Source organism: Paenibacillus guangzhouensis, assembly GCF_009363075.1.
Taxonomy (GTDB): domain Bacteria; phylum Bacillota; class Bacilli; order Paenibacillales; family Paenibacillaceae; genus Paenibacillus_K; species Paenibacillus_K guangzhouensis.
In genome coordinates, this window is record NZ_CP045293.1 from 1,631,654 (window position 1) to 1,656,406 (window position 24,753).

General features: G+C 41.6%; 29 protein-coding genes and 1 pseudogene. 24 read left to right on the plus strand and 6 right to left on the minus strand.

Annotated elements, in window-relative coordinates; genetic code table 11:
• Positions 1 to 148 precede the first annotated feature (148 nt).
• A complete protein-coding gene (locus GCU39_RS07280; protein ID WP_193726804.1) occupies positions 149 to 1,597 on the plus strand; it encodes an MDR family MFS transporter in 1,449 nt (482 codons plus the stop codon).
• 286 nt (positions 1,598 to 1,883) lie between these two features.
• On the opposite strand, the gene GCU39_RS31825 is transcribed toward GCU39_RS07280, so the two are convergent.
• Positions 1,884 to 1,991: a sporulation protein YjcZ gene (locus GCU39_RS31825; RefSeq protein WP_152392903.1), complete on the minus strand. Its 108-nt coding sequence runs from the start codon at positions 1,989 to 1,991 to the stop codon at positions 1,884 to 1,886.
• 314 nt (positions 1,992 to 2,305) lie between these two features.
• The gene (locus GCU39_RS07290) at positions 2,306 to 2,761 is read right to left on the minus strand and encodes a VOC family protein (RefSeq protein WP_152392904.1); all 456 of its coding nucleotides are present in this window, start codon (positions 2,759 to 2,761) and stop codon (positions 2,306 to 2,308) included.
• Positions 2,762 to 2,942: 181 nt separating this feature from the next.
• Between GCU39_RS07290 and GCU39_RS07295 the strand changes: the two genes are divergently transcribed.
• From GCU39_RS07295 to GCU39_RS07340, 10 genes are all read left to right on the plus strand, one after another.
• Positions 2,943 to 3,446, plus strand: a complete 504-nt coding sequence (locus GCU39_RS07295; RefSeq protein ID WP_193726805.1) for a DinB family protein — start codon at positions 2,943 to 2,945, stop codon at positions 3,444 to 3,446.
• A 54-nt stretch (positions 3,447 to 3,500) separates the two neighbouring features.
• On the plus strand, positions 3,501 to 4,472 hold the full coding sequence (locus GCU39_RS07300) for a BadF/BadG/BcrA/BcrD ATPase family protein (protein ID WP_152392906.1): 972 nt from the start codon (positions 3,501 to 3,503) through the stop codon (positions 4,470 to 4,472).
• Entirely contained in the window at positions 4,456 to 5,460 is a 1,005-nt protein-coding gene (locus GCU39_RS07305) for a serine hydrolase domain-containing protein (protein ID WP_152392907.1), read from the plus strand. The genes GCU39_RS07300 and GCU39_RS07305 overlap by 17 nt, the downstream gene beginning before the upstream one ends.
• A gap of 137 nt (positions 5,461 to 5,597) precedes the next feature.
• Positions 5,598 to 6,491, plus strand: a complete 894-nt coding sequence (locus GCU39_RS07310; protein ID WP_152392908.1) for an AraC family transcriptional regulator — start codon at positions 5,598 to 5,600, stop codon at positions 6,489 to 6,491.
• Positions 6,492 to 6,635: 144 nt separating this feature from the next.
• Positions 6,636 to 7,379 (plus strand): class I SAM-dependent DNA methyltransferase, encoded by a 744-nt coding sequence (locus GCU39_RS07315; RefSeq protein WP_152392909.1) that lies wholly within the window; start codon positions 6,636 to 6,638, stop codon positions 7,377 to 7,379.
• 7 nt (positions 7,380 to 7,386) lie between these two features.
• A complete protein-coding gene (locus GCU39_RS07320) occupies positions 7,387 to 7,875 on the plus strand; it encodes a GNAT family N-acetyltransferase (protein ID WP_152392910.1) in 489 nt (162 codons plus the stop codon).
• Positions 7,876 to 7,946: 71 nt separating this feature from the next.
• Positions 7,947 to 8,228, plus strand: coding sequence for a hypothetical protein (locus tag GCU39_RS07325; RefSeq protein WP_152392911.1), 282 nt, complete (start codon positions 7,947 to 7,949; stop codon positions 8,226 to 8,228).
• 245 nt (positions 8,229 to 8,473) lie between these two features.
• Positions 8,474 to 8,956 carry a DUF2975 domain-containing protein gene (locus tag GCU39_RS07330; RefSeq protein WP_152392912.1) on the plus strand — a complete coding sequence of 161 codons (483 nt, stop codon included), beginning with the start codon at positions 8,474 to 8,476 and terminating at the stop codon, positions 8,954 to 8,956.
• 10 nt (positions 8,957 to 8,966) lie between these two features.
• Positions 8,967 to 9,200: a helix-turn-helix domain-containing protein gene (locus tag GCU39_RS07335; RefSeq protein ID WP_152392913.1), complete on the plus strand. Its 234-nt coding sequence runs from the start codon at positions 8,967 to 8,969 to the stop codon at positions 9,198 to 9,200.
• 82 nt (positions 9,201 to 9,282) lie between these two features.
• The gene (locus GCU39_RS07340) at positions 9,283 to 9,843 is read left to right on the plus strand and encodes a GNAT family N-acetyltransferase (RefSeq protein WP_152392914.1); all 561 of its coding nucleotides are present in this window, start codon (positions 9,283 to 9,285) and stop codon (positions 9,841 to 9,843) included.
• A 99-nt stretch (positions 9,844 to 9,942) separates the two neighbouring features.
• Here GCU39_RS07340 and cdaS read toward each other — a convergent pair whose 3' ends face one another.
• Together cdaS and GCU39_RS07350 are read right to left on the minus strand one after the other, a co-directional pair.
• Positions 9,943 to 10,554 carry a sporulation-specific diadenylate cyclase CdaS gene (cdaS, locus tag GCU39_RS07345; RefSeq protein WP_152392915.1) on the minus strand — a complete coding sequence of 204 codons (612 nt, stop codon included), beginning with the start codon at positions 10,552 to 10,554 and terminating at the stop codon, positions 9,943 to 9,945.
• Positions 10,555 to 10,726: 172 nt separating this feature from the next.
• Positions 10,727 to 11,272: pseudogene (locus tag GCU39_RS07350) on the minus strand (aldo/keto reductase); the annotation flags it as partial.
• A gap of 456 nt (positions 11,273 to 11,728) precedes the next feature.
• On the opposite strand from GCU39_RS07350, the gene GCU39_RS07355 reads away from it, so the two are divergent.
• Positions 11,729 to 12,133 (plus strand): VOC family protein, encoded by a 405-nt coding sequence (locus GCU39_RS07355; protein ID WP_152392916.1) that lies wholly within the window; start codon positions 11,729 to 11,731, stop codon positions 12,131 to 12,133.
• Between the two features lie 57 nt (positions 12,134 to 12,190).
• Positions 12,191 to 12,337, plus strand: a complete 147-nt coding sequence (locus GCU39_RS31385) for a hypothetical protein (protein ID WP_193726806.1) — start codon at positions 12,191 to 12,193, stop codon at positions 12,335 to 12,337.
• 83 nt (positions 12,338 to 12,420) lie between these two features.
• Here the strand turns inward: GCU39_RS31385 and GCU39_RS07360 are convergent, their stop codons facing one another.
• Positions 12,421 to 13,086: a DUF4097 family beta strand repeat-containing protein gene (locus GCU39_RS07360; RefSeq protein WP_152392917.1), complete on the minus strand. Its 666-nt coding sequence runs from the start codon at positions 13,084 to 13,086 to the stop codon at positions 12,421 to 12,423.
• A gap of 234 nt (positions 13,087 to 13,320) precedes the next feature.
• Between GCU39_RS07360 and GCU39_RS31390 the strand changes: the two genes are divergently transcribed.
• The 3 genes from GCU39_RS31390 to GCU39_RS07370 are packed head-to-tail and all read left to right on the plus strand — an operon-like array spanning position 13,321 to position 14,929.
• Positions 13,321 to 13,470: a hypothetical protein gene (locus GCU39_RS31390; RefSeq protein WP_193726807.1), complete on the plus strand. Its 150-nt coding sequence runs from the start codon at positions 13,321 to 13,323 to the stop codon at positions 13,468 to 13,470.
• Between the two features lie 29 nt (positions 13,471 to 13,499).
• The gene (locus GCU39_RS07365) at positions 13,500 to 14,276 is read left to right on the plus strand and encodes a MerR family transcriptional regulator (protein ID WP_152392918.1); all 777 of its coding nucleotides are present in this window, start codon (positions 13,500 to 13,502) and stop codon (positions 14,274 to 14,276) included.
• Positions 14,270 to 14,929 (plus strand): GAP family protein, encoded by a 660-nt coding sequence (locus GCU39_RS07370; protein WP_407671696.1) that lies wholly within the window; start codon positions 14,270 to 14,272, stop codon positions 14,927 to 14,929. Before GCU39_RS07365 ends, GCU39_RS07370 begins: the two co-directional genes overlap by 7 nt.
• 148 nt (positions 14,930 to 15,077) lie before the next feature.
• Here the strand turns inward: GCU39_RS07370 and GCU39_RS07375 are convergent, their stop codons facing one another.
• Positions 15,078 to 16,496, minus strand: coding sequence for an aminotransferase-like domain-containing protein (locus GCU39_RS07375; protein ID WP_152392920.1), 1,419 nt, complete (start codon positions 16,494 to 16,496; stop codon positions 15,078 to 15,080).
• A 188-nt stretch (positions 16,497 to 16,684) separates the two neighbouring features.
• Here GCU39_RS07375 and GCU39_RS07380 point away from each other — a divergent pair, with 188 nt between their 5' ends.
• From GCU39_RS07380 to GCU39_RS07415, 8 genes are all read left to right on the plus strand, one after another.
• Complete coding sequence (locus GCU39_RS07380; RefSeq protein WP_152392921.1) at positions 16,685 to 17,635, plus strand: DMT family transporter; 951 nt, start codon at positions 16,685 to 16,687, stop codon at positions 17,633 to 17,635.
• Positions 17,622 to 18,056, plus strand: a complete 435-nt coding sequence (locus GCU39_RS07385; RefSeq protein ID WP_152392922.1) for a PaaI family thioesterase — start codon at positions 17,622 to 17,624, stop codon at positions 18,054 to 18,056. Before GCU39_RS07380 ends, GCU39_RS07385 begins: the two co-directional genes overlap by 14 nt.
• Positions 18,057 to 18,119: 63 nt before the next feature.
• Complete coding sequence (locus tag GCU39_RS07390) at positions 18,120 to 18,620, plus strand: GNAT family N-acetyltransferase (protein WP_152392923.1); 501 nt, start codon at positions 18,120 to 18,122, stop codon at positions 18,618 to 18,620.
• Positions 18,621 to 18,833: 213 nt separating this feature from the next.
• Complete coding sequence (locus GCU39_RS07395) at positions 18,834 to 19,511, plus strand: response regulator transcription factor (RefSeq protein WP_152392924.1); 678 nt, start codon at positions 18,834 to 18,836, stop codon at positions 19,509 to 19,511.
• Complete coding sequence (locus GCU39_RS07400; RefSeq protein WP_152392925.1) at positions 19,508 to 21,328, plus strand: sensor histidine kinase; 1,821 nt, start codon at positions 19,508 to 19,510, stop codon at positions 21,326 to 21,328. The genes GCU39_RS07395 and GCU39_RS07400 overlap by 4 nt, the downstream gene beginning before the upstream one ends.
• A 148-nt stretch (positions 21,329 to 21,476) precedes the next feature.
• Complete coding sequence (locus GCU39_RS07405) at positions 21,477 to 22,154, plus strand: GDSL-type esterase/lipase family protein (RefSeq protein WP_152392926.1); 678 nt, start codon at positions 21,477 to 21,479, stop codon at positions 22,152 to 22,154.
• Between the two features lie 35 nt (positions 22,155 to 22,189).
• A complete protein-coding gene (locus tag GCU39_RS07410; RefSeq protein ID WP_152392927.1) occupies positions 22,190 to 23,596 on the plus strand; it encodes an MBOAT family O-acyltransferase in 1,407 nt (468 codons plus the stop codon).
• A gap of 13 nt (positions 23,597 to 23,609) precedes the next feature.
• Positions 23,610 to 24,749, plus strand: coding sequence for a DHHW family protein (locus GCU39_RS07415; RefSeq protein ID WP_152392928.1), 1,140 nt, complete (start codon positions 23,610 to 23,612; stop codon positions 24,747 to 24,749).
• Positions 24,750 to 24,753 lie beyond the last annotated feature (4 nt).

The window sequence follows — 24,753 nt, forward strand, 5'->3', positions numbered from 1 at the left end:
TAAAATTGTAACTTTACTGATCTTTTTGTGCTCAGCTGTTGATTAATGAACAGAAATATGAATTATGATCATCGATTTTTGAGTGTTCTCATTATAATCAATAAGTAAAAGTTAATCAACACTATGTTCAGTAAAAAGGAGAGTCGTAATGATTAACCATCAAGAAGCCCTAGAATCGTCTAGACAACTTAATGAGGTTCCTACACGAAGAACATTCATACTTGCGCTGATGGCTATTATCCCTGGCATGATGATGGTGATGATCGATAGCACCGCAATGAATGTAGCCATTCCTAGCTTGACCAGAGATTTTGGAGTTTCTTTTGACGCGTTACAGTGGGTGATTACTGGTTATATGCTAGCTATGTCCGTTACGATACCACTTGCAGGTTGGTTCTCGGATAGACACGGAGCAGCGAAAGCATATATCATAACAGTTATTTTATTTGTAATGGGATCACTTCTATGTGCATTGGCTCAAAACGCTATGCAGTTAACTATTTTTAGGATTATCCAGGGGCTTGGAGGGGGGATGGTTCAACCTATTGGGATGGCTATGGTGTTTCGCCTTGCACCGGAGAATAAGAAAGGTCAGATTATGGGTATGCTTGGCATTCCTATGCTGCTAGCGCCGGCTTCGGGACCCGTCTTGTCTGGTTGGCTGTTAGAATCTAGTGGCTGGCATTGGATTTTTCTTATTAATCTACCCTTGGGAATGATTACTGTTTATTTAGGAACACGATATTTAGTTGATGCAAATTCTCTAAAAATTACGTCTTCCTTGGATACTAAGCACCCCTTAGATATAATCGGGTTATTTTTAGCTCCTATGGCTTTTGTTTTACTCGCGCTAAGCATAAATATGGATGCTGTCTCCTGGCTTGTTTGGCTAATGGGAGCAGCCGGTATTATATTACTGATTTGGTTATGGTTGCATGAAATAAAACATCCACATCCCATCTTAGCGCTTCAGGCTTTCCGAGCAATCAGCTTTAGAAGAGGTATGTTTGTGAGTTGGATACAATACATCGCACTGAATGGATCACTCGTATTTATCCCACAGTATCTTCAAAATTTCAGAGGGTATAGCCCATTTCAAGCTGGTCTGGTAATGAGCTTGCTAGCTATTACTTCTGGATTGCTTATGCCGATCGGCGGGAAGCTTTTCGATAGGGTGGGTATACGACCTCTTGCAGGCTCGGGTCTTGGAACGATTGCCTTGGGTTTAATGCTCCTCTCACAAATTGGCCCGGACACAGGAGGGGTGCTGATTGGAGGAATCGTAGGGTTGCTTGGAATTGGTATGGGACTGTGTATGATGTCTCTCAATACCTATATTCTTCAATCGGCTCCCGCGGAGCTGATCAGTCGAGTTACACCCTTAACCTCAGCAAGTTCCAATTTAATTATTCCTATTGCAATTGCTGGCTTAAGCAACTTTCTGGCGATCCGAGCTGCCGTACGAACAACGCAAGTAGGCGGTAATACATCTATGGCTGAGATGGCGGGTTATTCTGATACCTTCTTATTTACGGCTTGCATTGCTTTATTCGGGGCATTGTTCAGTCTACTGCTCAAGCCTAAACGCAAGGGATAGATGTTAATGCTATGGTTAAGTTAAGTATCATCCTGGACTTTGTTCCCTAGTAAATACTTACGGGATCGGCCTGCGAAGAGTTGTTCAGAAACCGCGTTTTTCGGAGGGAACACCTTGCTAAATGCACAGCAGCATTTTAGCAGCAAGTAAAGATGAAACCCCACCGGCTTCGGCTGGTGGGGTTATTATTTGAATGAGCAACTACGCTTTAGAGGGGGAGTGACTGCATATATCTAGATGTATAAAGCAAAGGATGTGTTAAGTGGCATTGAATGGCCTTCCGTGATTAGATACCGAAACCACCAATACATGCACAAGAAACAATAACTAACAAGATGAACAATACAAGGATAGTACCAGTGCTTGTAAAGAACCCTCCACGTACATCGGACATTTCAACACCTCCTTAATTAAGAATACACGTTATGTTATGAAGGCTGATCATACTTTGTTTGGACGTTTGTCACTGTTTTTTTTCTACTTTTAATAAGCATGGACTACTCATGGGGCTTTTATTGTAAACAAGAAGAACGAGATCGAAGTAATTGAAAAATGCAACAACTCAATCTAACCGAAGTCGACGCTCAGGGGAAATGATATCCTTGTGAAGGTTAAACGGGGTAGATTCTGCCCTTAGCAAAATGAAAAAAGGAGCTGTTTGTGCAGCTCCTTAGTCTTTCGTATGTATCTGTTCATAAAATACTGATGTTATAATTTTTCAACTAATTCGATAATAACTCCGTCTGGGTCTCGGAAGATTACCCATTTGCGAGCATTAATCACCGTAGTAAGTGAGTCTGGTACAATATTGATTGGAGAGAAGAATTCGATTCCTTTTGACTCCAGTTCTTGTTTTGTTTGTTCCAGATCCTTTACATAGAAGCCGAAGTGCGTCGTTGAAAAAGAATGTAACGGAAGCGGTGCATCTATAGGAGATTTCGGCGATTCAAACTCCATTAATTGGATGACATTTTGTTCCGATTTTAAGTACGCCACACGCAGTCGAGTATCGGGAACGCCAAGGCCTTGTGAAATTTCCTCTCCATCAAAGGCATCGGTCGGTCCAACGATCACCTCTAGACCCAAGATATCGCGGTAAAAAGAGACGGATTTCTCCAAATTAGAAATAATAATGCCTACATGATAAAATCCTTGTAATTCCATAAAATACCTCCTAGTATAATCAATGATCCGACTTCATTATACATGTATCGTTATAGAATAGGAATCTTTTCCTCGTAAATTCTATCATGATCGAGATGGTCTAAAAATGAGAAAACCGATAGAACTTTACACACGAACATTTGTTTGTTATTATTTTTGTAAAATATGGGAGGTGAGGTTATTGGACAGTTCAAGTATATTGATTGACCTTCTACTAAATAAATACAATGCGGACCAGAAGTGGACTCGTAAGGTGATTGAACAGTTATCGGAGGAAGATATTATTTGGTCACCGACACCAGAGAGTAATAGCATCGCGAATTTAATAACGCACATTTCAGGCGCCGCTCGTTATTGGTTTGAAGCCGCATACTTTGGCGCTCCATTGATCGAGGACAGGAGCAACGAATTCGAACGCGGGTTGCATATGTCGAAAGAGCAGGCATTAGAAATTTCGGAAAAATCATATGACTGCATCATTCAAGTTCTTGAAATGATGAAAGCAGACCCAAAACGATTGTTGGAACAACCTTATCTACATTACCCAACGTTCAACTCCGCTCGCTTGAATAATCACTCCACCATTCTAGAAATGCTTCTACATCAATTCAGACATTTGCCTAGTCACACGGGGCAAATCATATACATAGCAAAAATGAGGAAGGGGAGTTTAGTGTGGGATTGAAACTTAATTCAGCATATCTAATTGTCATCAGATGAATAGGAGGTTAGATAAATAATGGACCGCGATGTTGTTATAGGTATTGATGGAGGTGGAACCAATACCAGGGTCTTGATATGCGATCTGAAGGGTAACAAACTTGCTTTTGCAGAGGGTGGCAGTGCATCCAAGTATAAAGACGAGAATGCATCTGATCATGTGAAAGCTACTATTGAAGCTGCACTTGCGCAGGCAGGTCGAGTAACAGCTGATGTGGCCATGCTTGTTGCTGGAATTGCTGGCTACGAATCAGAAGCTGATGATGCATGGATTACATCTTTCACAGACTTGCCGGGACTCAATTGTCCAAAGCTGCATTTAAATGACTCGGATATTGCGCATGCGGGCGCGCTTCAGAATAGGCCGGGTATTATTGCAATCGCCGGAACAGGCACCATGATCATGGGCATCAATGAATCAGGCATGCGGATCAGAAACTCAAATTATCATCAATACGCGTATAGTGCAGCACGTCATCTCGCTTATGATGCTGTCTTTGGGGTGCTTGGAGGACATCGAGATGATTCAAATGAGGGGCTAATTGCGGAGATGCTGCAACATTGGCAAGCGAAAAACTTAGAACAGTTTCAAGAATTTGCTCGGCAGGGATTTCATCCCGATACGATGAAGCGTAATCAACTATTTGGTCAGTTCGCTCCGCAAGTAACAAGGGCCGCAAACCAGGGTAGCAGTGTTGCAAGACGAGTATGTAACCGGGCAGCAGAGCAGCTCCAATTGGGTATTGAGCTTGTCGGCTCCAACTTTGATCAACACAACGTTGAGGTCGCACTAATTGGCAGTGTCATTTGCAGCACCTATATGAGAGAGAAGCTGACAGAATTGCTCATAGCCAATCCAATTAAGCAATATCAAGTGGTTGAACCGCAATTTTCGCCCGTTGTTGGTGCTATTCTTCTGGCTAATAAGGAGCTAGGTATATCCTTGAAAGAAATGTATAGATGGGAGAATGTCGATGCAAATGTTGGTTGATTCTTCGAATCATGCGTTTAGTGAAGTAAATGAGTATGTATTAAAAATAAAAAATATGATTTCTGCATCAGCAGCATCTACTTATATCATTCAAGATGATTGTATCGTTAATGAATGGTATTCGGGGTATCACGACGAATCAGAAGGCAGTCGAAAGGTAGATGCAGAGTCAAGGTTTAATGTAGCATCAGTCCGTAAAACGTACTTAGGTTTCGCGGTTAGCCTCGCTTTTTATGAGGGTAGGATTAAAAGTTTAGATGACCATGTTACTGATTATCTCGATGATTTGGACGAACTTATCTTAAAAGATACGAAAATACGTCATTTGCTAACGCATACTCACGGCCTCCAAGGTAGAGCTAATCATATTAGAAGAGTTTTTTCGCCAGAAACGGATTGGGAGTACAACAACACAGGTGTTAATTTGCTAATAAAAATTGTTCATAAGGTATTTGGTCAAACACTCGCAGAGATTATGGAAGAAAGAATGTTCTTGCCCTACGGGTTCACTGAAACAGGTTGGATAAAAGGAAAATCAGAAAAATTAGTATGGTTGAATGAAAACTACATGGATGATCAAGGTAATGATGCAAATCTATTTGTTAGTACGAGGGAGTTAGCTTATTGGGGCTACATTCATTTAACAAAAGGAAAAGTTAATGGCATTCAACTTGTTCCGAGTTATATCTTCGAACAAGTCAGTGCTATTGCTACACCTTCAAACCTTAATGAGACATTGCCACGGCATGGTTTTTTTTGGTGGATCCAAGACAAGTCTCGACCATTATCGGAATTGGGAGATCAGCTCCCCAAAAATGCATATCAGTCACTTGGTTTATATGGGAATACCGTCCTAGTTATCCCTGAGTATAATGTTGTGGCAGTTAGAATGTTAAACCAAACCGAACGAAATCCTCCCCAATATGACTATATAGAAGACATAAAAACCTTCGGAAACATTGTTTGTAAATGTATATTGTCACAATAACTCTCGAAGTTATGCGGAGAGTTGTGTTGCGAATAGATATAGTAGGAGTTACGGCCACCCTTGCACATTCGTGCATGAAAAGCTAGGTAAAATCAAATGATTTTTTCTATCCTTAGGAAGAAAGGAGTGTGGGGTATATGGATTGGCTGAAAAGAATGAACGGTGCCGTTAGCTATATTGAAGCTAACTTAATGGGGGAAATTGACTATGAAATAGCTGCGGGAATTGCGTGTTGTTCGGTTTATCACTTTCAGCGCTTGTTCTCGTTTATAGTTGAAATCCCGTTATCAGAATACATTAGACGCAGACGATTAACCCTCGCGGCGTTTGACTTACAGGGCAGCGATATTAAGGTAATCGACATTGCTCTTAAATATGGCTACGACTCACCAGAAGCATTCGCCCGTGCGTTTCAAAAAACGCATGGAATCACACCCACGATGTCACGCAATCTGGGGGTAAGCCTTAAATCATATCCTCGAATATCCTTTCAAATTTCCATTAAGGGAGCTGAAGAAATGAACTACAAAATTGTTCAGAAAGAGGATTTTTCTGTCTTTGGAGTTGAAGAAATATTTTCAACTGAGAATGATGAGAATCATAAGGCGATTCCGGCGTTGTGGAAAAAAGCAATTGATGAAGGAATAATTGATCAGATGATTAAAGCATCAGGTGTGCATTGGAATAATTCAAGCAAAGGAATCAAACCTGTAAATGCAGTCATGTGTTATCGCAATACCGGCGGGACCACATTCCCTTACATGCTTTACGCCATCTCACCAAAAAGCGGAACGCCAGAGGGATTTGCTTCTCTTGATATTCCAGCTGGGACATGGGCAGTCTTTACGACAGAAGAACATACGGTTGATCAAACAGCCGAACATGTACAAGCATTATGGAAACGCATATACAGTGAATGGCTTTCTACTGCAAGTTATGAGCATGTTAATGGTCCTGAGTTTGAAATGTATGGTGTTTCGGAAACGAAAAATGAATTTTGTGAAATATGGATTCCCGTTCAAAAGAAATAAGTAATTGTTGAGTAGGCTAACGCAGCCTGCTCATTTTATTAAGCTTAGAAAGTAGATGTAAGGTTCGATAAAAATTGACTATAACTATTTATTACCAAATGAATTATTGAAAAAAAGGTAAAATGTAAAAAGGGGGTGAAGGCGTTGATTGAACATAACAATCTTGAAGAATATCAAGATCCGGTAAATTACGATCTTGAATTTGACGGTGAAGTGGATAAATATCAGTTCTATCTTGAGCTTGCCAGATCGAGTCCTGGGGAAGTGCTAGAACTTGCTTGTGGTACAGGCTTAACAACGATACCCCTATCGAAAGCCGGCATTCCGATGACCGGTGTAGATATCTCTTCAGCGATGCTCGAATATGCGCGATTGAAGGCGGAAGGGTTGACTGTTACTTTTATGGAGGGCGATGCCCGTACCTTCGAATCGGACAAACGATTTTCGATGATTTATTTGACTGGTAATGCATTTCAGGCATTCTTAAGTGATCAAGATCAAATCGATTTACTCACGACCGTTCACAAACATTTACAACCCCATGGAATCTTTGCATTCGAGATCCGTAATCCGGAGGGAACGGATTTATCCGATCAAGAGGAGACAGAATGGGGATCATTTATTGATAAAGATGGGAATATGGTCAAGGTATCAGGCACGCAATGTTACGATGCTAGCCAGCATATCATGCACTGGGTCACGATACGTGATTGGGGGTATAAGCGAACGACTTCCCGAATTGCTTGTCGATTCACGGATCAGGATACGCTGTATTCGTTATTAACCCGTAATGGCTTTTGCATCGAACAGCAATATGCTGACTGGGATAAAACACCGTTCTCCCCGTCATCTTCATCTATCATTAGCGTATGTAGATTAGTGAGGTGAATCTGAGATGTCAGTAGTCAAAGTTGAATTGAATCAGAAAATAATTTTAAAACACCTGATGACCTTGTTTCTTCATGACTTATCGGAATTTAATGAAGAACAAGAATTGAATCAAGAGAATGGTTTGTTTGAATTTGATGTATTTGAATGGTTTTTTGAGAAGGAAGGTTTAATTCCATATTTTATCAAGAATGAGGATAATATTATTGGTTTTATTTTAATTCAAAGCACTCCTTATACGAATCCAGAGCGATATGACTTTTTGATTAATTCATTTTTCATTCTAAAGAAATATCGTAGGAAAGGCTTAGGAAAACAAGCTGTTCAAGATTTATTTCAACAATGTCCTGGAAGGTATGCAATAGGTCAACTATCTAATAATATTCCAGCTATTCAGTTTTGGAGAAAAATTTATGAAGATATGAAAGTTGAATTTCAAGAAAAAGAAGAGACGGAAGAAGGACTTAAGATAAGGTATCAATATTTTGAGATCTGATTTTGCTAAAGGGCAGGAATAATGTGATAAAATGGATACAATAAAGATGCATAAAAACGGAGGGATTTCTTATGACGCAAGATGAATATATTGCATTAGGGCTAAATGGAGAAGAAGCTTTAAAAATTATAATGAAAGGTTCTATAGAAGAACTAGAAAAAAATAAAGTCGGTGTTGTATCAGTAGTTTTTGCTACAACCAATAAGGAGTTAGCTCAACAAAAAATAGAAAAACTAATGTCAGCCCCCGATTCAAAAGACTACTATATGGTTTATAGTGTGCCATTGGACACAGATCTAACAGCTCTTGATCATTACCCGTCTATAGCTATCAGCAAAGAAGAGTTATCTTAATCAAATTGGCATTTTTTCAACAAAATAAAGCTACAAGTTTCGATTAATAGCAAGCCGCTACCTCTATCATGAACAATAAGCAAGAGCATTTCTTTGTAATGAGAAATGCTTTTTATTTTTTTGCTTTAAATTAAAAGGATATTTCATTAACAATAACAATATAATAAAAAACGATACAAATTTATTGTAAAACAATAAATTGAGTGTTAAAGTCATTTTATAATTAAATTAGCGAGGTGCTCTTTATGAAACGGGGAACAACACTCTTTTTGAAGATAGCTGATATTCTTATTGGAATCCCAGTTCTTGCATTGTGCATATTTTTGGTGCCTAAGATCGGGGATTTTGCTGGAGAATTGTATCCTGATATTGCTTATATGAAATCTCTCGTTTTAGTCGATATGTACGCGGCAGCGATACCTTTTTACTTTGCTCTATATCAAGCTTTTAAACTTTTAAGCTATATTGATAAGAACCAAGCGTTCTCAGAATTATCCGTAAAAGCTTTAAAAAAAATAAAATACTGTGCCATCACAATCAGTATCTTGTACCTGCTAGGTATGCCACTCTACTATTTGATGGGGAGAAAGATTGACCCGCCAAGTTTCATGCCAATGGGATTCGTCATTATTTTCGCCTCACTGGTGATCGCCGTTTTTACTGCTGTTCTCGAAAGACTTTTACAAGAAGCGATTCATATAAAATCAGAAAATGATTTAACGATCTGAGGTGAATATCATGGCGATTATCATCAATGTTGATGTGATGTTGGCAAAAAGGAAAATGAGCGTAACAGAACTTTCGGAGAGGGTTGGAATTACGATGGCGAACCTTTCCATTCTGAAAAATGGGAGAGCAAAAGCGGTTCGTTTTTCAACACTAGAAGCGATATGTAGGACTTTGGATTGTCAGCCAGGTGATATTTTGGAGTACAAAAGCGACGAAGACACTTCAAACCGACAACAAATTTAATTAACTAACGGGACACGATAGATCAATAAAAGACAGAGTAGGCATCCATTCATTCAGCTGCCGATATCTAAGGGGGAAAATAATGATTTATAATAAAACAGAAAAAACCATAGAAACGAATAGACTACTTCTACGTCTATTTAAAAAATCTGATGCACCTGAGGTTACTAAACTTTGTAATAATTACAATCTTTATAAAAATACTTTATATCTACCGTACCCGTATTCCATAGAGGATGCTGTATCCTGGATAAAAAATCATATTGATAATTTTAATGATAATAAGTCTTATGAGTTTGCTATTACAGATAAGGTTACGGGAAAATTATATGGAGCAATCGCATTAACTAACAATCAAAAGTTTAATAATGGTGAAATTGGTTATTGGGTAGGAGAAGAATATTGGAGAAATGGCTATGCATCGGAAGCTTCTAAAGCTATACTCGAATTTGCTTTTAGTGAAAAGCACTACCATAAAGTATTTGCACGGTACTTTACTTCAAACTTAGCTTCAGGCAGAGTTATGGAGAAAATAGGTATGAGAAAAGAAGGTATCCTAAGGGATCATGTCATGAAGGAAAACGAATATATAGATCTTGTATATTATGGGATTCTCAAGAATGAAGCTAACTTATTCAACTAACGGGACAAGCGAGGCAGTCCCGATTCTTGGATCGCGAAAACCCTAGTCACAGCGATTGGTGGAGTATGCAATATCTCTTAACGATGGATATCACGCGATTCACATATTGATCGGATGGAGTGCTCCCTTGATGGCAAATGAAGCCTGACCGGTCTCCTCAGACACAACAATGACGATAGCATCGCAGCGTTCGGTCAGGCCGATTGCTGCTCGATGCCTTGTGCCCAGTTTCTGTTCTGTTGCTTGAATATTGGATAAAGGCAGGACATTTGCAGCCGATATAACAACGTCGGAGCGAATCAAGACAGCGCCGTCATGCAGCGGATTTCCCGGATAAAAAATCGATTCGATTAAGGCATGCGTTATCATCCCTCCGATAGGTACATTAGGGCGAATGAGCGCTTCAAGCGGATCGTTACGCTCCACGACAATTAAAGCGCCATGCTTGCGTTCAGATAAATGCCGCACACAAGTCGTCAAATCTTCGTATTTGGATGTATAAGGGGATAAATAGCATTTTAAATAAAACGAAGCGGCTGTCGTTACGATATCAGTCATCACCTTGCGCATCGTTTCGAATTCTTGGATGAGGCACATGTTTTCATTGCTTAGCCGCATCATATTTTGCTCGGCCAGTGTTGAAATTTCTTTCAATTGTTGCTCCAATTGCTGCTTCAATGGGGATGTGTTGCAAGTATTAGGGTCACTCATGTCATAACCTCGATTCGAGAAGATGAAAATCATGTTCTATCGTTTCCCAATAGACCAACAATTATCCAACTCCTAACAAAAACGCGGCTGCCGACTGGGATCGGTAGCCGCGTTGCGCTGAAAAAATCCCAAGCAGTTTCGGGATCGGCATGAATGTGTCGCCACAGAGAACCTATTTAAAAATACGATCAATTTCGTTGATTTCTTCTTCTGTCAGGTGGACGTCCAATGTTTTTAAATTATCTAGCACTTGTTCTGCTCTTTTTGCTCCGGGAATGACTACACCAATTGAATCATGTCTTAAATACCAAGCAAGGACAACATGAGCAACTTCGGCATTTTTTTCATTTGCAAATATTCGGAGTTGCTCTACTTTTTCTAGATTTTTATTAAATACATCGCCCTGGAATAGAGGCATATCTTTGCGTAGATCATTGAATATCATATCTTTATTGTATTTACCGGCCAGTATGCCTGATGCTAGTGGAAAGTATGGAATAAACGAGATATTATTCTCTGTCGTATATGGAAAGAATTCTTGTTCCGCTTCACGCTGCAGCAAATTGTAGTTTCCCTGTAATACATCGACATAACCATCCTTATTTGCTTCTTTCAATTGTTCAAGTGAGAAGTTGGAAACGCCAATTGCTCTAATTTTACCTTCGTCCTTCAGCTGTTTTAAAGCTCCAACCGCTTCATCTTTTGGTGTATGTTGATCATTATTTGGGTACGCTTGGCTTGCAGTGGGATTCTTAAAAAAACCTATTTAAATATTAATGATGAATATCTTGAATATAAATGGTTATTTGGACACAAGATTATCCCCTTAAGTAGCATATACGAAGTTGAATTTTTCTCCGAGAGGGGAATTATTAATATGGGAGTATGGGCTAATGATCAGGGGAAAAAATCGTTCTGGGAAAATACGGACCGATTTTTCGGCATTAGAAAGTGAGAAACACAATTGAACTAACGGGAAACGATAGATCAATAAAAGACAGAGTAACGGTAGCCATTCATTAGCTGCCGTTTTTTAACTTAACGGGCAGGATAATTTAAGATCATTAGCGGAGAATGGTATCATCTTATACAAAAATGAAGTTGACTAAGCTGATATAAAAAACTAGTCTAAAATCAGGAAGAAAAATCCAGTTACAGAGGCGGGTTGAAGAACATGGCAGATACGATCGTTGAAAGAGTTTCTTTTTTGCAAATTCCAGTTAAGAATCTTGAAGAATCTACTGTATGGTACGTTAATTATTTAGGATGCAGGATACAATGGAAACGACCGGACAATAAAATGACTATTCTTGAACTTCCTTCGGGTCCGGAAATTTTTCTGTGTGAAACGGAATTACATCAAGGAACAATGTCGGTCGTTATCGGGTTTGAAACAGAGGACATTATGAAACTGCTATTCCATCTGAAGAGTAATGGGGTAAAGATTGGCGAGATCAGACAAGACAGAGGAGTAGTTGAGTACGAAGAAGTCAAAGAGATCCTTGGAATAGATTTTGACTTTTATGACCCAAGCGGAAACATGCTAGTGGCGCATTCCAAATCTACTTTTGAAGAATAGATCCACAGATCCTATCCACAAAAGATGGGAGAATTGCTCCTTGGCTAACGATTCCTTATGCCAGAACGAAAATCCGCAGTGGAGCGTATTAACGCACTTAAGTTAATGCATCATGACATTGATTCATATTGGATACCGAAGACGCGGCTGCCGACATGGATCGGCAGCCGCGTTGCGTTAAAGGGCAGTTTAATGGAGCTCTAAACACACGTAGGTCTGAGGTCAATAATTCTTCGAGTAAGCAATATGTGGCCCTAACCTTTGCGATCAATGCTGATTAAATTCTTTTATTTAATTGTTATATCTCCAGAAGTTGTTTGGAGTTGCATATTAAATGAGCCATCCCCCGTTTGTCCCTGTAATTTTCTGTTGCTTTCCTGACGATTATCCAACGGAATAGCTACAGATCGTCTTCCACTACCAGATTGTAAAAACCAGTTTATATTAGAGAACTTGTCTGCGAGATTTAAAAGAATATTACCGCTTTTGACAGAAACATTTATGTCACTATTTATTTTTAAGTAGTCTAGCGATATATTTCCGCTAGTTCCCGTAATATCGAGTTTTCGTGTACTCAGATTTCTTATCTTAACGTTGCCTGAAGAGCCATCAATTGTTACTTTTCCCTCATAATGGGTCGGAATACGGATAGATAGCTGAGGCATTTTCCCGATATTTAACATGCGTCTAATATCACTCTTCAGCCGAATTTTGACTTTTTGATTCCCTTCGTCAATAACGATTCCCGGTCCATTATGATTCATGAGTAAGGAAGCTTCAAGTGATTCAATATTCGCTGATTCTACTATTACTGTTGTGCTGCCATGGTCAATATGGAGGATATCCACTTCCTTTAGTGAAATCGTTCGCATATCTTCTTTTTCTTCATGATTACTACAGGCACTAAGAAAAAGCATACCCATGAAAAGAAGACAAACGTAATATTTATTCATATCACATCACCTCTTGATAATTGTATTGTGAAAATAATTATATAAGATTACGTTGCGTCAACATCAAGCTATTGCCGACTTTTTATGGGAGAAATCTTTCTAAATATTAAATACTTGAAAGTGACGTTACGTCATTTTGTATAATAGGGCTAATACTGAAACTTTCCCTGAGTGATGTCGATTGAATCGTCTAATTGAGGGGGAGAAGAGATTTATGCATAGGGGATGATAGATATGAAACAAGGAGATATCATTATTTATGCCTGTGTCATTATAGGAGCAGGGGTTGGACTTATGCTGGATCAAGCATTTCCGGGAGTATTAGTTGGACTTGGATTGGGATATTTAATTAAATATGCTGTATATAAAGAAAAAGAAAATTAGCATGTATCAATCATCGGAGGTGCCTGTACTTGATTCATATTAAAGAAGTTGCGAAACAAACGAAGATCACGGTCAGAACACTTCGGTACTATGATCAAACCGGATTATTGACAGCCTCATCCAAAACAGAAGGTGGACATCGCCTATATTCAGAAGAGGATTTAAAGAAACTTCAATCTATCCAATTTTTAAAAGAAATGGGTTACAGTTTGCAAGATATTAGAGATATGCTATCTGATTCTAAGTGGGATTGGTCGATTAGTTTGAAAAGCCAGTTAGTTTATATCATGGAAGAGCAAGCAAGATTAAAGAGTATAGAGTCATCACTGCGGGAATTGATAAATGGTATTGCAGTCGAAGGTGGGAATCACCATATTGCGATACAGAAACTTATTCAGTTATGGAATCAAAATAAAAAGAGATTACTTCCCTTCAAGGAGCGCATGTTTAAGGATAAGGAGATTGAGGAGGTTTGGACAAGACTTCCAAAAATGAATGGAGAAGACCCTGACTCTCTGGAGTGGATTGCTCTGCTAGGTCAAATAAAACGACATATGGAGGATGATCCTGCCTCATCAAGAGTGCAAGGTATCATTCGGCGTATGCTGGAAAAACAAGTGGAAGAATTTAAAGATGAAGACGAGTTTATTGATAAGTTATGGGATATAAGAAAATGTCCAAATCAATCTGAGATGCTCGGACTATATCCTATAGAAAAAGAAGTGCTTGATTTTATGGAGCGAGCATATCATATTCACATTTCTTCCTTACAGGGCTCTTCCAGTGAGCAAGGAGGAGTATCGTGAGTCTTGAATTACTTTTTATGGTAGGGGGATTAGCCCTATTAGATGCCCTTAGTCCGGCTACATTGGGGGTAACAGTATATTTGCTGTTAACTGAAAAAGAGCGATTAAGTTCACGCTTAATGATTTATTTAGTAACAGTCGCAGCATTTTATTTTTTAGTAGGTGTTGCTTTCATGTTAGGTCTGGATGTTTTACTGGCTGCTTTCTCCTCCATATTTCAAAATAGGATCGTGAGTTGGGTAATGCTGATCATTGGGGGAATTCTGTTTATAGCTAGCTTTTACTATCCTAAGAGTAAAAAAACGGATTTGCCAAGACCGAAATCAAAAAGTAAGGCATCCATGATTGCACTCGGGTTCACGACATCGTTGATTGAAGTGGGAGCAGCATTTCCTTATTTTGCTGCGATTGGTATTATGACGAGTTCAAATTTAGCAGTTTTTCAGTGGCTCCCGATTTTAGCTGGTTATAATTTTATTATGGTGCTACCGCCATTAATCGTATTTACATTGCATTTATTATTTGGGCAAGTGATGCAAAGACCATTGGAGAGGCTTCGAATCAAGCTTGCGAAGCATTCAGGATCGGTTATTTCGTGGATCATGTGTATCGTTGGGCTGATTTTAATTTTTAATAGCTTGGACTATTTGTGAAGAGTCATATGCAAAAGAGCGAGGTTCGCGGTCAGTTTTCCACGAGCACTCGCTCTTTTTGTTATGCTGTTGTCCAATTGAACAGTTTGCAGGCACAATTTGGTCAAATGTGAGGCTGGAATTGCTGGAATGGTAATTTTTCATCCTTTCACACCCCGTCTGCCAATTCGACAAGCCTCTGGATGCCTTCTCTCAATAGCTGCTCATTCAGATAGGAATAGCTGAGGCGTATCCATGATTTGTACTCCTTGAGCGGATCGCAAATCGCTCCGGGCACAAAAGTAATTGATTGCTTGATGCATGTACTGAGTAAACGTTCAATCTCCACCGTTTCCGGAAGCCTCACCCATAAGTTGAATCCGCCTGCAGGGGAGTTCCACTGCCAGTCGGTAGCGGACAATTCCTGTTCTACGATATCCTTACGGACCGCAAGCGCTATGCGAAGCTTCTCCATATGCTGCTGCAGCCGCTCGCTGAAAAAGTAATGCAGAAAAATTTTCTGATTCACCAAAGGCGTCCCGCTGTCCGACAACATTTTGGCTTTTATCAGGTAGTTCATGATGGAAGGGCGGCACGCAACGATGGCGATACCGAGGCCGGGAGCGATATATTTGCTGAAGCTGCGAAGATAAATGACCCATCCTGCCGTATCATAAGCAAAAAGAGGCCGTGGAGGCTCTTCACCAAAATATATGTAGCGGTAAGGATCGTCCTCTAATAGCAGACATTGATACTTCTCAGCAAGTTCAACGAGCCTTTTCCTTTGTTCGGCGGGTACGATATAGCCTGTTGGACTTTGAAAGGTAGGATTTAGATAAAACAGCCGCGGCTTGTAGGTTTTCATCAACTTCTCAACCTGCTCTAGATCGTAGCCGTACGGGTGGATCTCGACCGGAACGATATCCGCGCCTTGTCTTCTGAAAATATCAATCGCCGTGCTGTAAGTAGGGCGCTCCAACATAACGACATCTCTCGGCTTGACCAGTGCTCTGGCAACCAAATCCATGGCCTCCTGCGATCCGCATGTGATCAATAATTCGTCCGCAGACAAGTGAAACCGGTGGCGATCCGTAAAGTAACGGCACAACGCATCTCGCAGTTCCTGGTCTCCTTGCACGGTAAAGTAGGTGCCGAGCATTTTGGGATACAAATCGAACACTTGTTTCACATATTCCGAAAAATAAAGATTAGGGAGCAGGTTCGGGTCGAGCAGCGATTTTGACAGTACATATTCGGCTTGCACCTGATGAATTTCAGAAAGATGGCTTTCATGCACGTAAGCAGAAACGATCGGATTATGCAGCGAATCCACAGGAAAACTTCCACCGTTCGGTCTTACATAATAGCCGGATTTGTCCTTCGCTTCAACGATCCGATTTTCCTTTAGTAGCTGATAGGCTTTATAGACCGTTAGTCGATGCACATTGAATTCGATCGCCAGCGAGCGGATGGAGGGGAGCTTCTCATGCGGCTTCCATTCTCCGCGACGGATTCGATCCAGAATATAGTCATAAATTTGTTCAAACAGTTTGCCTGCATATTTGCTTGAAAGAACTGTTTTTTTCATATGTTTTGCCCCCAGACCCATTAACCCGATATATTCGCACTAGGTGTGTGTGTCTCTATTATACAGGAGGTTCCATCCTTCTGTTCTGGTCCTATCGATCTGTTCTATTCACCTTCATTTATGATGGAAAAAAGGGGGCTGAACAATTCTGTCGGAAATCACATCGCTCAGGAAAGAAGGTTTTAAGAATGAACAGAAACAATTTATTAACGGGTATCATCTATTGTTTGATTCCTGTGCTGGCGTGGGGGGGCATGTTTCCCGTCATGCAAGTTGCCTTGAAAACTCTCGATCCGTTCTATTTCACGACGATTCGCTACATATGGGCAGGCCTCATTCTGTTGGGAATGCTGATCGCTTTTGAAGGGAAGAACGCTCTTCGATTGGAGGGAAAGTCATGGAAGTTATTTTTCTTTGGCGCTGCAGGGTTTTCGGGATTCGGGTTTCTTACTTTTGTCGGACAAAAGCTCAGCGGACCGTCAGGTGCAATCAATGCCTCCGTTATCATGGCATTAATGCCACTATTAACGACATGTGTAAAATGGGCTGTGCATAAAAGGAAACCCAATCTTTCTACTTTTATTTCAATTTTCATTGCGCTTTCAGGCGCAATGCTGGTCATAACGAATGGAGATCCCTCCCTAATCATTCAAATCAAAGAGCACATTGGTGCCAGTCTGCTGATTATGCTCGGTGCTATATGCTGGGTCATTTATACGATGGGAGGCAGTCAATTAGTAGGCTGGTCGCCGCTTCGCTACACCGCTCTGACAACATGCTTCGGATCCTTGGTGAATATTTTAATCGTGCTGACGGCAACGGTTTTCGGAGCCTTGACGATGCCAAGTGCGGAGAGGATCGGAAGCGTGTGGTCTGAACTACTGTATATGATCCTGATTGCAGGCGTACTTGCCGTGTTCACTTGGAACGTCGGCAATAAAATGTTGAAGCCGGAGAACGGCATGCTATTTATGAACATCGTCCCTGTTACGACAGTCACGATCAGTGCTCTCCAGGGCGTTGAAGTCGGAAGGTTACAGCTCGCAGGGACCTTCATCGTGATCATTGCACTGGTGGTTAGTAATTTGAGTCAGAGACGAGGAAAGATGCAGGTGAATATACAAAATGACCATTCTTGATCATTATCGGAATGTGCTAAACGGAGAATCGAAGACGTCTCCCGTTGAGCGCTTTATGGGACTGAAGCTAATTAGCGTAGAAGAGGGCGAGGCCACGTATGAAATGCAGGCTTCTGAACAACATGCGAATCCGCAAGGCACATGCAACGGCGGTATCATCGGCATTCTTGCCGACATGGCCATGGGAATTGCCTACGGATCTACCTTGCAAAAAGACGAAACATTTACCACGATCGAGATGAAAGTAAATTTTTTTAGACCTGTGTGGAACGCCAAAATAAAGGCCCATGCTACGCTGTATAAGCGGGGACATACAATTGGGTTCGTCCAATGTAATATTACTGACGAGGACGGTAAACTCATCGCTCATGCCTCAAGCACTTGTATGACATTAAGGGGCGAAAAAGCACAAGGCAGGTAGACCCGCGAAGGACATACCCATGATACGAGCGGCATATAACGGCACAAGAGGAGGAAACATAGCATGCATGAAACAGTGCTGACAATCACTTCGATGCAGACGCGCGAAGAAGCTCTGGCTTTCAAAACACTTAACGAGGAATGGATCGCCCGTATCTTCTCCATCGAAGAGGCGGACCGAGTCATCCTCGATAACCCGGTTGAGAACATTATGAATAGAGGAGGTGACGTACTCATCGCACGCGATGGAGATTCGATCGTCGGATGCGTTGCACTCGTGCCGACTGGGGCTGGTGTATTCGAGCTCTCGAAGATGAGCGTTACACCCGAGTTGCGGGGGCGCGGATACGGACGGAAGATCATTCATGCGGCCATTAACCACGCACGTGGTCTTGGCGCAACATCGCTGTTTTTGGGCAGCAGCACCAAGCTACCGAACGCCGTTCATCTTTATGAATCGGTTGGATTCAAGCACGTTCCTGTCGAGCAGATCGGACCCATGCCCTATGTGAGAGCGGATGTGTTTATGGATATGGAACTAGTGAATACGAAGACAAGAATATAGCCAATAAATGCAGCGGCTGTCTAAGACGATATTTTTCAAGTCTTAGTGCCCGCTGCATTTATTTTTTAGGGTTAGTCTAGTGAAGACAAATTTGCATTTTCGGTGCAGAGGAGAGTACAATGCAGCTATTCCTCAGATAAATCAGATAAGAAGGTGTCAGTTTCGAAAAGTGTGAAAACAATCCTTACTAGAAAAACATTGAGAGGTAGTTAAATGTCAAGAACAATATTAATTGTAGAAGATGAGCTTATCTTACGTGAAATTATGAAAGATTATTTGCTGGAAGAAGGCTATGAAGTGCTTGAAGCGGGCGATGGAAAACATGCTCTAGCGTTATTCCAAGAGCATGAGGTGGATCTCATCATACTGGATATCATGCTCCCTGAATTAGACGGATGGTCCGTATGCAAACGCATCCGTAAGCTATCGAATGTTCCGATTATCATGTTGACGGCCCGTTCGGATGAAGACGATACATTGATGGGGTTTGAACTCGGTGCCGACGACTACGTAACGAAACCTTATAGTCCTCCAATCCTGCTGGCACGGGCGAAACGGCTATTGGAAACAAGGCAGATCCGGGAACAAGAGGAAGACACGTTGTCCAGCTGCGGTCTCTCGATCCATTTTCCGTCCCGAAGCGTTACGGTCGATGGGGAACAGTGCAGTCTGACGCATACCGAATTAGAAATATTGGCTTATTTGATGAAGAACAAAGGAATTATCGTGACCCGAGATCAGCTGATAACAAAAATTTGGGGATATGATTTCGTCGGTGACGATCGAACAGTCAACAGCCATATCCGCAATCTGCGTGCTAAGCTAGGGGAGCATGCCAAGCATATTGTCACGATCGTTCGATCAGGTTATAAATTCGAGGAGCAGACATGAGAAGAGGTATTGTTCTTAAGCTATTTCTATTAATGTCGGGATTATGCCTGTTTATTCTTGTTGTTATTTTAGCCTTGCAAACCGTATTTTTCAAACAATTTTATGTTCATCAAAAAGCGAAAGACGTTAACGCGGCGATTCAGGCTTATAAACAAGACTACCTGAATCATGCCTCGAACACACAGGAGATGGCAAAGCTGGAGCAAGACTTTTTTCAAAAGCATAACACCTGGATCACGGCTTTGGATGCCAAAGGAAATATAAAGTATGCCGACGATTTTTTGATGGAGATCAAAATAGATCGTTCGGATGATTCTGCGCTTTCCAATAAAACGGTGACTGTGCCTCTATACAGTGTTATCAACGTAGAGGACTTCAGCAGCAATAATCCGTTCCTCACGCCATGGATTCAAGAAGGGCAACGGATCGCGATTGAAGGCTTGATCATGAACAACCAGCCAGTTATCCAGCGGATGGGAATGAGCAGATCCAATCTGAGAGATGAAAGCCGGCTGGAAAATCGGCAGATGGTGAACAAAGAGTACGAGGTTGTCAATCGATATGCGAGCCCGATTGAATACCATGAGAAATATCCCGAATTTCTGGTCAAAGGAGTCATTACGAAAGTCCAGATTCCAGAAGGTACAGGTATTTCGCGTTATACAAACCACTTATTTCTGGATCGTATCAAAGCTTTCCAAGCGGACTTGCTGTACGGCGATGATGATCATACCGTGAATACCAATCAGACCGTAGATTATGAAGAAAACCATGTGAATTACAAAATATTCGTGAATCGGTTCCAAGATCGTGAAGGAGATCCCGCATATTTGTTTGCGATGACGTCACTTCAGCCGGTAAATGAAGCTGCAGGGATGATCAAAAATTACTATGTGTATATCATTATCGCCACATTGCTACTTGTGCTGCTGACATCATTTTATATTTCTCGCCGGATCGCTCGGCCGCTACTGCGCATCAACCGTACGACGCAGCAAATGGCAGGGCTTGATTTTTCGGAAAAAATCCCTATTACTACGAAAGACGAAATCGGTGACTTGTCGCGAAATATTAATCAGCTTTCCGAGCGGCTGCACTCCTATATTCTTCGGCTACAGCAGGACATTGAGAAAGAAAAGCAGCTGGAGCATACGCGAAAAGAATTTATATCCGGCGTATCGCATGAGCTGAAAACCCCATTAAGCGTTATTCAGAGCTGCCTTGCGATTCTGAAAGACGGGGTTGCAAGCCATAAAAGGGATTATTATTTTACCGCGATGGAAGACGAAGTCAAAAGGATGGATCTGCTGATCGTGGATATGCTGGAATTGGCAAAATATGAATCTGGGACGTATAACATGGTCATGGATTCCTTTGATATCGGTACCGTTATCGAACGGGTATGTGATAAATTGGCCGTTGATATCACGGCAAAGCAATTACATCTTTACACTTCACTTAAATCAGTCGAAGTTGTAGCGAATGAGCTCCGAATTGAGCAAGTCATCATCAATTTCCTCACTAACGCGATTCGTTATACGCCGGAGTCGGAGTCCATTCTCGTAACCACCTTGGATGATCAGGATTCCGTTAAAATTTGCATTGAAAATACAGGAGCCCGCATTCCGGATGAACAACTTGAGAAGATCTGGGACCGATTTTATCGCGGCGAACCTTCCCGCCAACGGTCGAACGGAGGTACCGGTCTAGGCCTTGCCATTTCCAAAAAGATTCTGGAGATGCATGACGTGCCTTATGGCGTAACCAATACACCCGATGGGGTCATGTTCTATTTTCATTTATATAAAAAAGCGTAGAACTCCGGTTCTACGCTTTTTTAATTTATCTTTCTTTAAATCAATTTGATGTGATCTGCACCTTATCTTTATCTCGGGCGATTACACTCACTATCGGAAGAACGGAATTAAAGGACTTCTGAAAATAAATGAAGAGAGGAATATAATCATGAAAAAAACTATTACGTTAGTACTCATCGGGAGCTTAACGCTTGCCTTGGCGGCATGCGGTAATGAACCTGTAAGCACACATCCGCAACAACCGTCGTCTCAAACTCAGGAACATCAAGCAGCTTCTTCGGTGGCAACCGCAAATTCGAATCAATCCCTCTTTCAAAATACGATATTTTTGGGGGATTCCATTACAGAAGGCCTGTCTTTTCATGAGGTGCTGGATGAAGGCAACGTACTGGCAGGCGCCGGAAAAACTGCGGAGTTTGCATTGGGAGATATCGACGAGTTGACCAAACGGGAACCGAAACATGTCTTTATCCAATTGGGGTCAGACGATATTTTGTGGCCTACAGACAATCCCAAGGAATATTCCATAAAAAACTATGCCAAGTTGATCGAGACGATCAAGGAAAAACTCCCGCAAGCAAAAATCACGCTTTTAACGGTAACTCCGGTCACGGCTGAGGCGGAAAAGAAAGAACCTAGATACAAAAATATCAACGACTATAATCAAGGGCTAAAAGCGTTGGCTGACAAAGAGAACATTGGATTTGTTGATTTGTCCCAGATATTTTCAATCGGCTCTGATGCGTTATACGACTCGGACGGCATTCATTTTAAACCAGCGTATTACACAAGGCTATTGGATCTGCTGAAAGATCAAGTGAAATAACATGCAGACGTGTCAATTGATTGGAGGTGTGAATATTGGTCTTTAGCAGCCTAATATTTCTGTTCCTCTTTCTGCCGATCACCGTTCTAATCTATTATGTATCGCCTATGAAGCTTCGAAATGCTGTCCTGTTGGCGGTTAGCCTAATTTTTTATGCATGGGGCGAGCCGATATACATTTTTATTATGATATTTTCAACCGTATTTGATTATTTCAATGGGTTGCTGATCGATAAGTATAGATATCGAAAGACGATCGCTAGAGCTATTTTTATCTTTTCAATGATTGGCAGTTTAGGCATACTCGGGTTTTTCAAATATTCCGGTTTTGTCGTGAACAATATCAATCTGTTGTTGAATCTTCATATCCAAGCGGCTGATCTGCCGCTGCCTGTGGGCATTTCCTTTTATACGTTCCAGACGATGTCCTATATCGTCGACGTCTATAAAGGCAAAGTTCCGGTGCAGAGGAATTTCATCTCTTTTGGGGCTTACGTGACGATGTTCCCGCAGCTTGTTGCCGGTCCGATCGTCAAATACGACGACATCGCGGGGCAGCTCGTAACCCGTAAGGTGACGCTAGATCGGTTTGGCGAAGGGGCAGAACTGTTCATCAGAGGACTTGCCAAAAAAGTGCTGCTGGCCAACAATATCGGATTATTGTGGACAAGCGTAAAATCGACTCCGATTGAGGAATTGACCGTACTATCCGCCTGGCTTGGCATAATCGCGTTTACGCTGCAAATCTATTTCGATTTTAGCGGGTACACCGATATGGCCCGCGGGCTTGGCAAAATGTTCGGTTTCGATTTTATGGAAAATTTCCGTTACCCTTATATTTCCAAAAGCGTGACGGAGTTTTGGCGCAGATGGCATATTTCGCTTGGCACCTGGTTTCGCGAGTACGTGTACATACCGCTTGGCGGTAACAGGTTAGGGCTAATGAAGCAGCTCCGGAATTTATTGGTCGTATGGTTTTTAACCGGCTTATGGCACGGTGCCAGCTGGAATTTTATCATATGGGGTTTGTATTTTGGATTCTTTGTCATGATTGAGAAACTACTGCTTTTGCGGTGGCTGGGACGCATGCCCGCTTCGGTCAGTCATGTCTACACGCTACTAGTTGTTATCATCGGCTGGGTATTATTCGAGATGGATACGTTGGCTTCCGCTTGGCATTTCATCGGTGTGATGTTTGGTTTCGGCGGGCATGATTTTGCGGATCGACAGACGCTCTACGATTTGTCTACGAATGTAGTATTCCTTGTCGTATTGGCATGCTGTGCAACCCCACTTCCAGGAAAAATTTTAGCCTACATGAAGGAAAAATGGAGGGTTGCCGGCGTGATTGTCGTTCCAATGATTTATGTAATATTTATGGTTTTGTCGACGGCTTATTTAGTCAATGACACCTATAATCCGTTTTTATACTTTCGATTTTAAGGGGGGGGCGACGATGGACAGATATATCAAAACCCACCGTAATTTGCTAGCGCTATTACTGCTATTGTTTATAGGTGTGATCGCCGGTCTGAATGTTGTGATGCCGGTTCGTACATTTTCGGATTCGGAGAACCGGATGCTGAAGCAGCTGCCGCATTTCTCGCTGCAAGCATTGTTGTCAGGAACATTCATTGCCGACTTTGAGAAATACGTGTCTGACCAGTTTGTATTTAGAGACATGTGGATCGGGGCGAAAACCGATACGGATCGCATCATGGGGAAGAAGGAGAGCAACGGAATCTACCTCGGCAAAGATGGATATCTGATTCAGAATTTTAGTCCCCCGGCGGAAGAGGATGTGGAAGAGAAGGTGAATGCTATTCATGCGTTTGACCAAGCCACGCCTGGCTTGCGCAAATATATGATGCTGGTACCAACGGCGGCGGCACTGTATCGAGACAAGCATCCGAAATATGCCATAGTCGGCGATGAAGAAGCATATTTGAGGGAAATCCGCAGCTTGCTGCATCCTACTATTCGTTTTGTCGATGTGTTTCCTGCTTTATATGCCGCACGGGAACTGTCCATTTTCTATAAAACCGACCATCATTGGACGACCCAAGGCGCTTATATCGCCTACCTAGAACTTTGCAAGCAAATGGGGCTAGCACCGCAGCGTGAGGGAGAATTTAATATCCGGCAAGTAACCGATGAATTTTATGGCTCGCTGCATTCAAAAAGCGGTTTCAGACATATTCAGCCCGACAGCATTGAACTGTACCTGCCAAAGAATCAAGAGAAATATACCGTAACATCAGTCGAGGAAGGTCTAACCACGAATTCATTGTATGCGATGAAGCAGCTTGAAGTGAAAGATAAATATGCCGTGTTCCTTAACGGTAACCATGCGCTTGTCCAAATCAAAACGGCTCTTGCAAACGGAAAAAAACTGCTGGTGGTCAAAGATTCATACGCCAATAGCTTTGTTCCTTTCCTATTAAAGCACTTTAGCGAAATTGATGTGGTAGACCTTCGATATTATGAAGGTGACTTGGCGTCATTCGTGAAGGAACGCGATATCCATGACATGCTATTTCTTTATAATGCGAATACGTTTTTTGAAGACCCATCCATAAAAAATCTAACGGAGTGATCCT

What these genes read in the sequence shown, in the direction of transcription:
- GCU39_RS07280 (WP_193726804.1), top strand. Translation starts at nt 149, where the DNA reads ATGATTAACCATCAAGAAGCCCTAGAATCGTCTAGACAACTTAATGAG.
- GCU39_RS31825 (WP_152392903.1), bottom strand. Translation starts at nt 1,991, where the DNA reads ATGTCCGATGTACGTGGAGGGTTCTTTACAAGCACTGGTACTATCCTT.
- GCU39_RS07290 (WP_152392904.1), bottom strand. Translation starts at nt 2,761, where the DNA reads ATGGAATTACAAGGATTTTATCATGTAGGCATTATTATTTCTAATTTG.
- GCU39_RS07300 (WP_152392906.1), top strand. Translation starts at nt 3,501, where the DNA reads ATGGACCGCGATGTTGTTATAGGTATTGATGGAGGTGGAACCAATACC.
- GCU39_RS07305 (WP_152392907.1), top strand. Translation starts at nt 4,456, where the DNA reads ATGCAAATGTTGGTTGATTCTTCGAATCATGCGTTTAGTGAAGTAAAT.
- GCU39_RS07310 (WP_152392908.1), top strand. Translation starts at nt 5,598, where the DNA reads ATGGATTGGCTGAAAAGAATGAACGGTGCCGTTAGCTATATTGAAGCT.
- GCU39_RS07320 (WP_152392910.1), top strand. Translation starts at nt 7,387, where the DNA reads ATGTCAGTAGTCAAAGTTGAATTGAATCAGAAAATAATTTTAAAACAC.
- GCU39_RS07325 (WP_152392911.1), top strand. Translation starts at nt 7,947, where the DNA reads ATGACGCAAGATGAATATATTGCATTAGGGCTAAATGGAGAAGAAGCT.
- GCU39_RS07330 (WP_152392912.1), top strand. Translation starts at nt 8,474, where the DNA reads ATGAAACGGGGAACAACACTCTTTTTGAAGATAGCTGATATTCTTATT.
- GCU39_RS07335 (WP_152392913.1), top strand. Translation starts at nt 8,967, where the DNA reads ATGGCGATTATCATCAATGTTGATGTGATGTTGGCAAAAAGGAAAATG.
- GCU39_RS07340 (WP_152392914.1), top strand. Translation starts at nt 9,283, where the DNA reads ATGATTTATAATAAAACAGAAAAAACCATAGAAACGAATAGACTACTT.
- cdaS (WP_152392915.1), bottom strand. Translation starts at nt 10,554, where the DNA reads ATGAGTGACCCTAATACTTGCAACACATCCCCATTGAAGCAGCAATTG.
- GCU39_RS07355 (WP_152392916.1), top strand. Translation starts at nt 11,729, where the DNA reads ATGGCAGATACGATCGTTGAAAGAGTTTCTTTTTTGCAAATTCCAGTT.
- GCU39_RS31385 (WP_193726806.1), top strand. Translation starts at nt 12,191, where the DNA reads ATGCCAGAACGAAAATCCGCAGTGGAGCGTATTAACGCACTTAAGTTA.
- GCU39_RS07360 (WP_152392917.1), bottom strand. Translation starts at nt 13,086, where the DNA reads ATGAATAAATATTACGTTTGTCTTCTTTTCATGGGTATGCTTTTTCTT.
- GCU39_RS31390 (WP_193726807.1), top strand. Translation starts at nt 13,321, where the DNA reads ATGAAACAAGGAGATATCATTATTTATGCCTGTGTCATTATAGGAGCA.
- GCU39_RS07375 (WP_152392920.1), bottom strand. Translation starts at nt 16,496, where the DNA reads ATGAAAAAAACAGTTCTTTCAAGCAAATATGCAGGCAAACTGTTTGAA.
- GCU39_RS07380 (WP_152392921.1), top strand. Translation starts at nt 16,685, where the DNA reads ATGAACAGAAACAATTTATTAACGGGTATCATCTATTGTTTGATTCCT.
- GCU39_RS07385 (WP_152392922.1), top strand. Translation starts at nt 17,622, where the DNA reads ATGACCATTCTTGATCATTATCGGAATGTGCTAAACGGAGAATCGAAG.
- GCU39_RS07390 (WP_152392923.1), top strand. Translation starts at nt 18,120, where the DNA reads ATGCATGAAACAGTGCTGACAATCACTTCGATGCAGACGCGCGAAGAA.
- GCU39_RS07395 (WP_152392924.1), top strand. Translation starts at nt 18,834, where the DNA reads ATGTCAAGAACAATATTAATTGTAGAAGATGAGCTTATCTTACGTGAA.
- GCU39_RS07400 (WP_152392925.1), top strand. Translation starts at nt 19,508, where the DNA reads ATGAGAAGAGGTATTGTTCTTAAGCTATTTCTATTAATGTCGGGATTA.
- GCU39_RS07405 (WP_152392926.1), top strand. Translation starts at nt 21,477, where the DNA reads ATGAAAAAAACTATTACGTTAGTACTCATCGGGAGCTTAACGCTTGCC.
- GCU39_RS07415 (WP_152392928.1), top strand. Translation starts at nt 23,610, where the DNA reads ATGGACAGATATATCAAAACCCACCGTAATTTGCTAGCGCTATTACTG.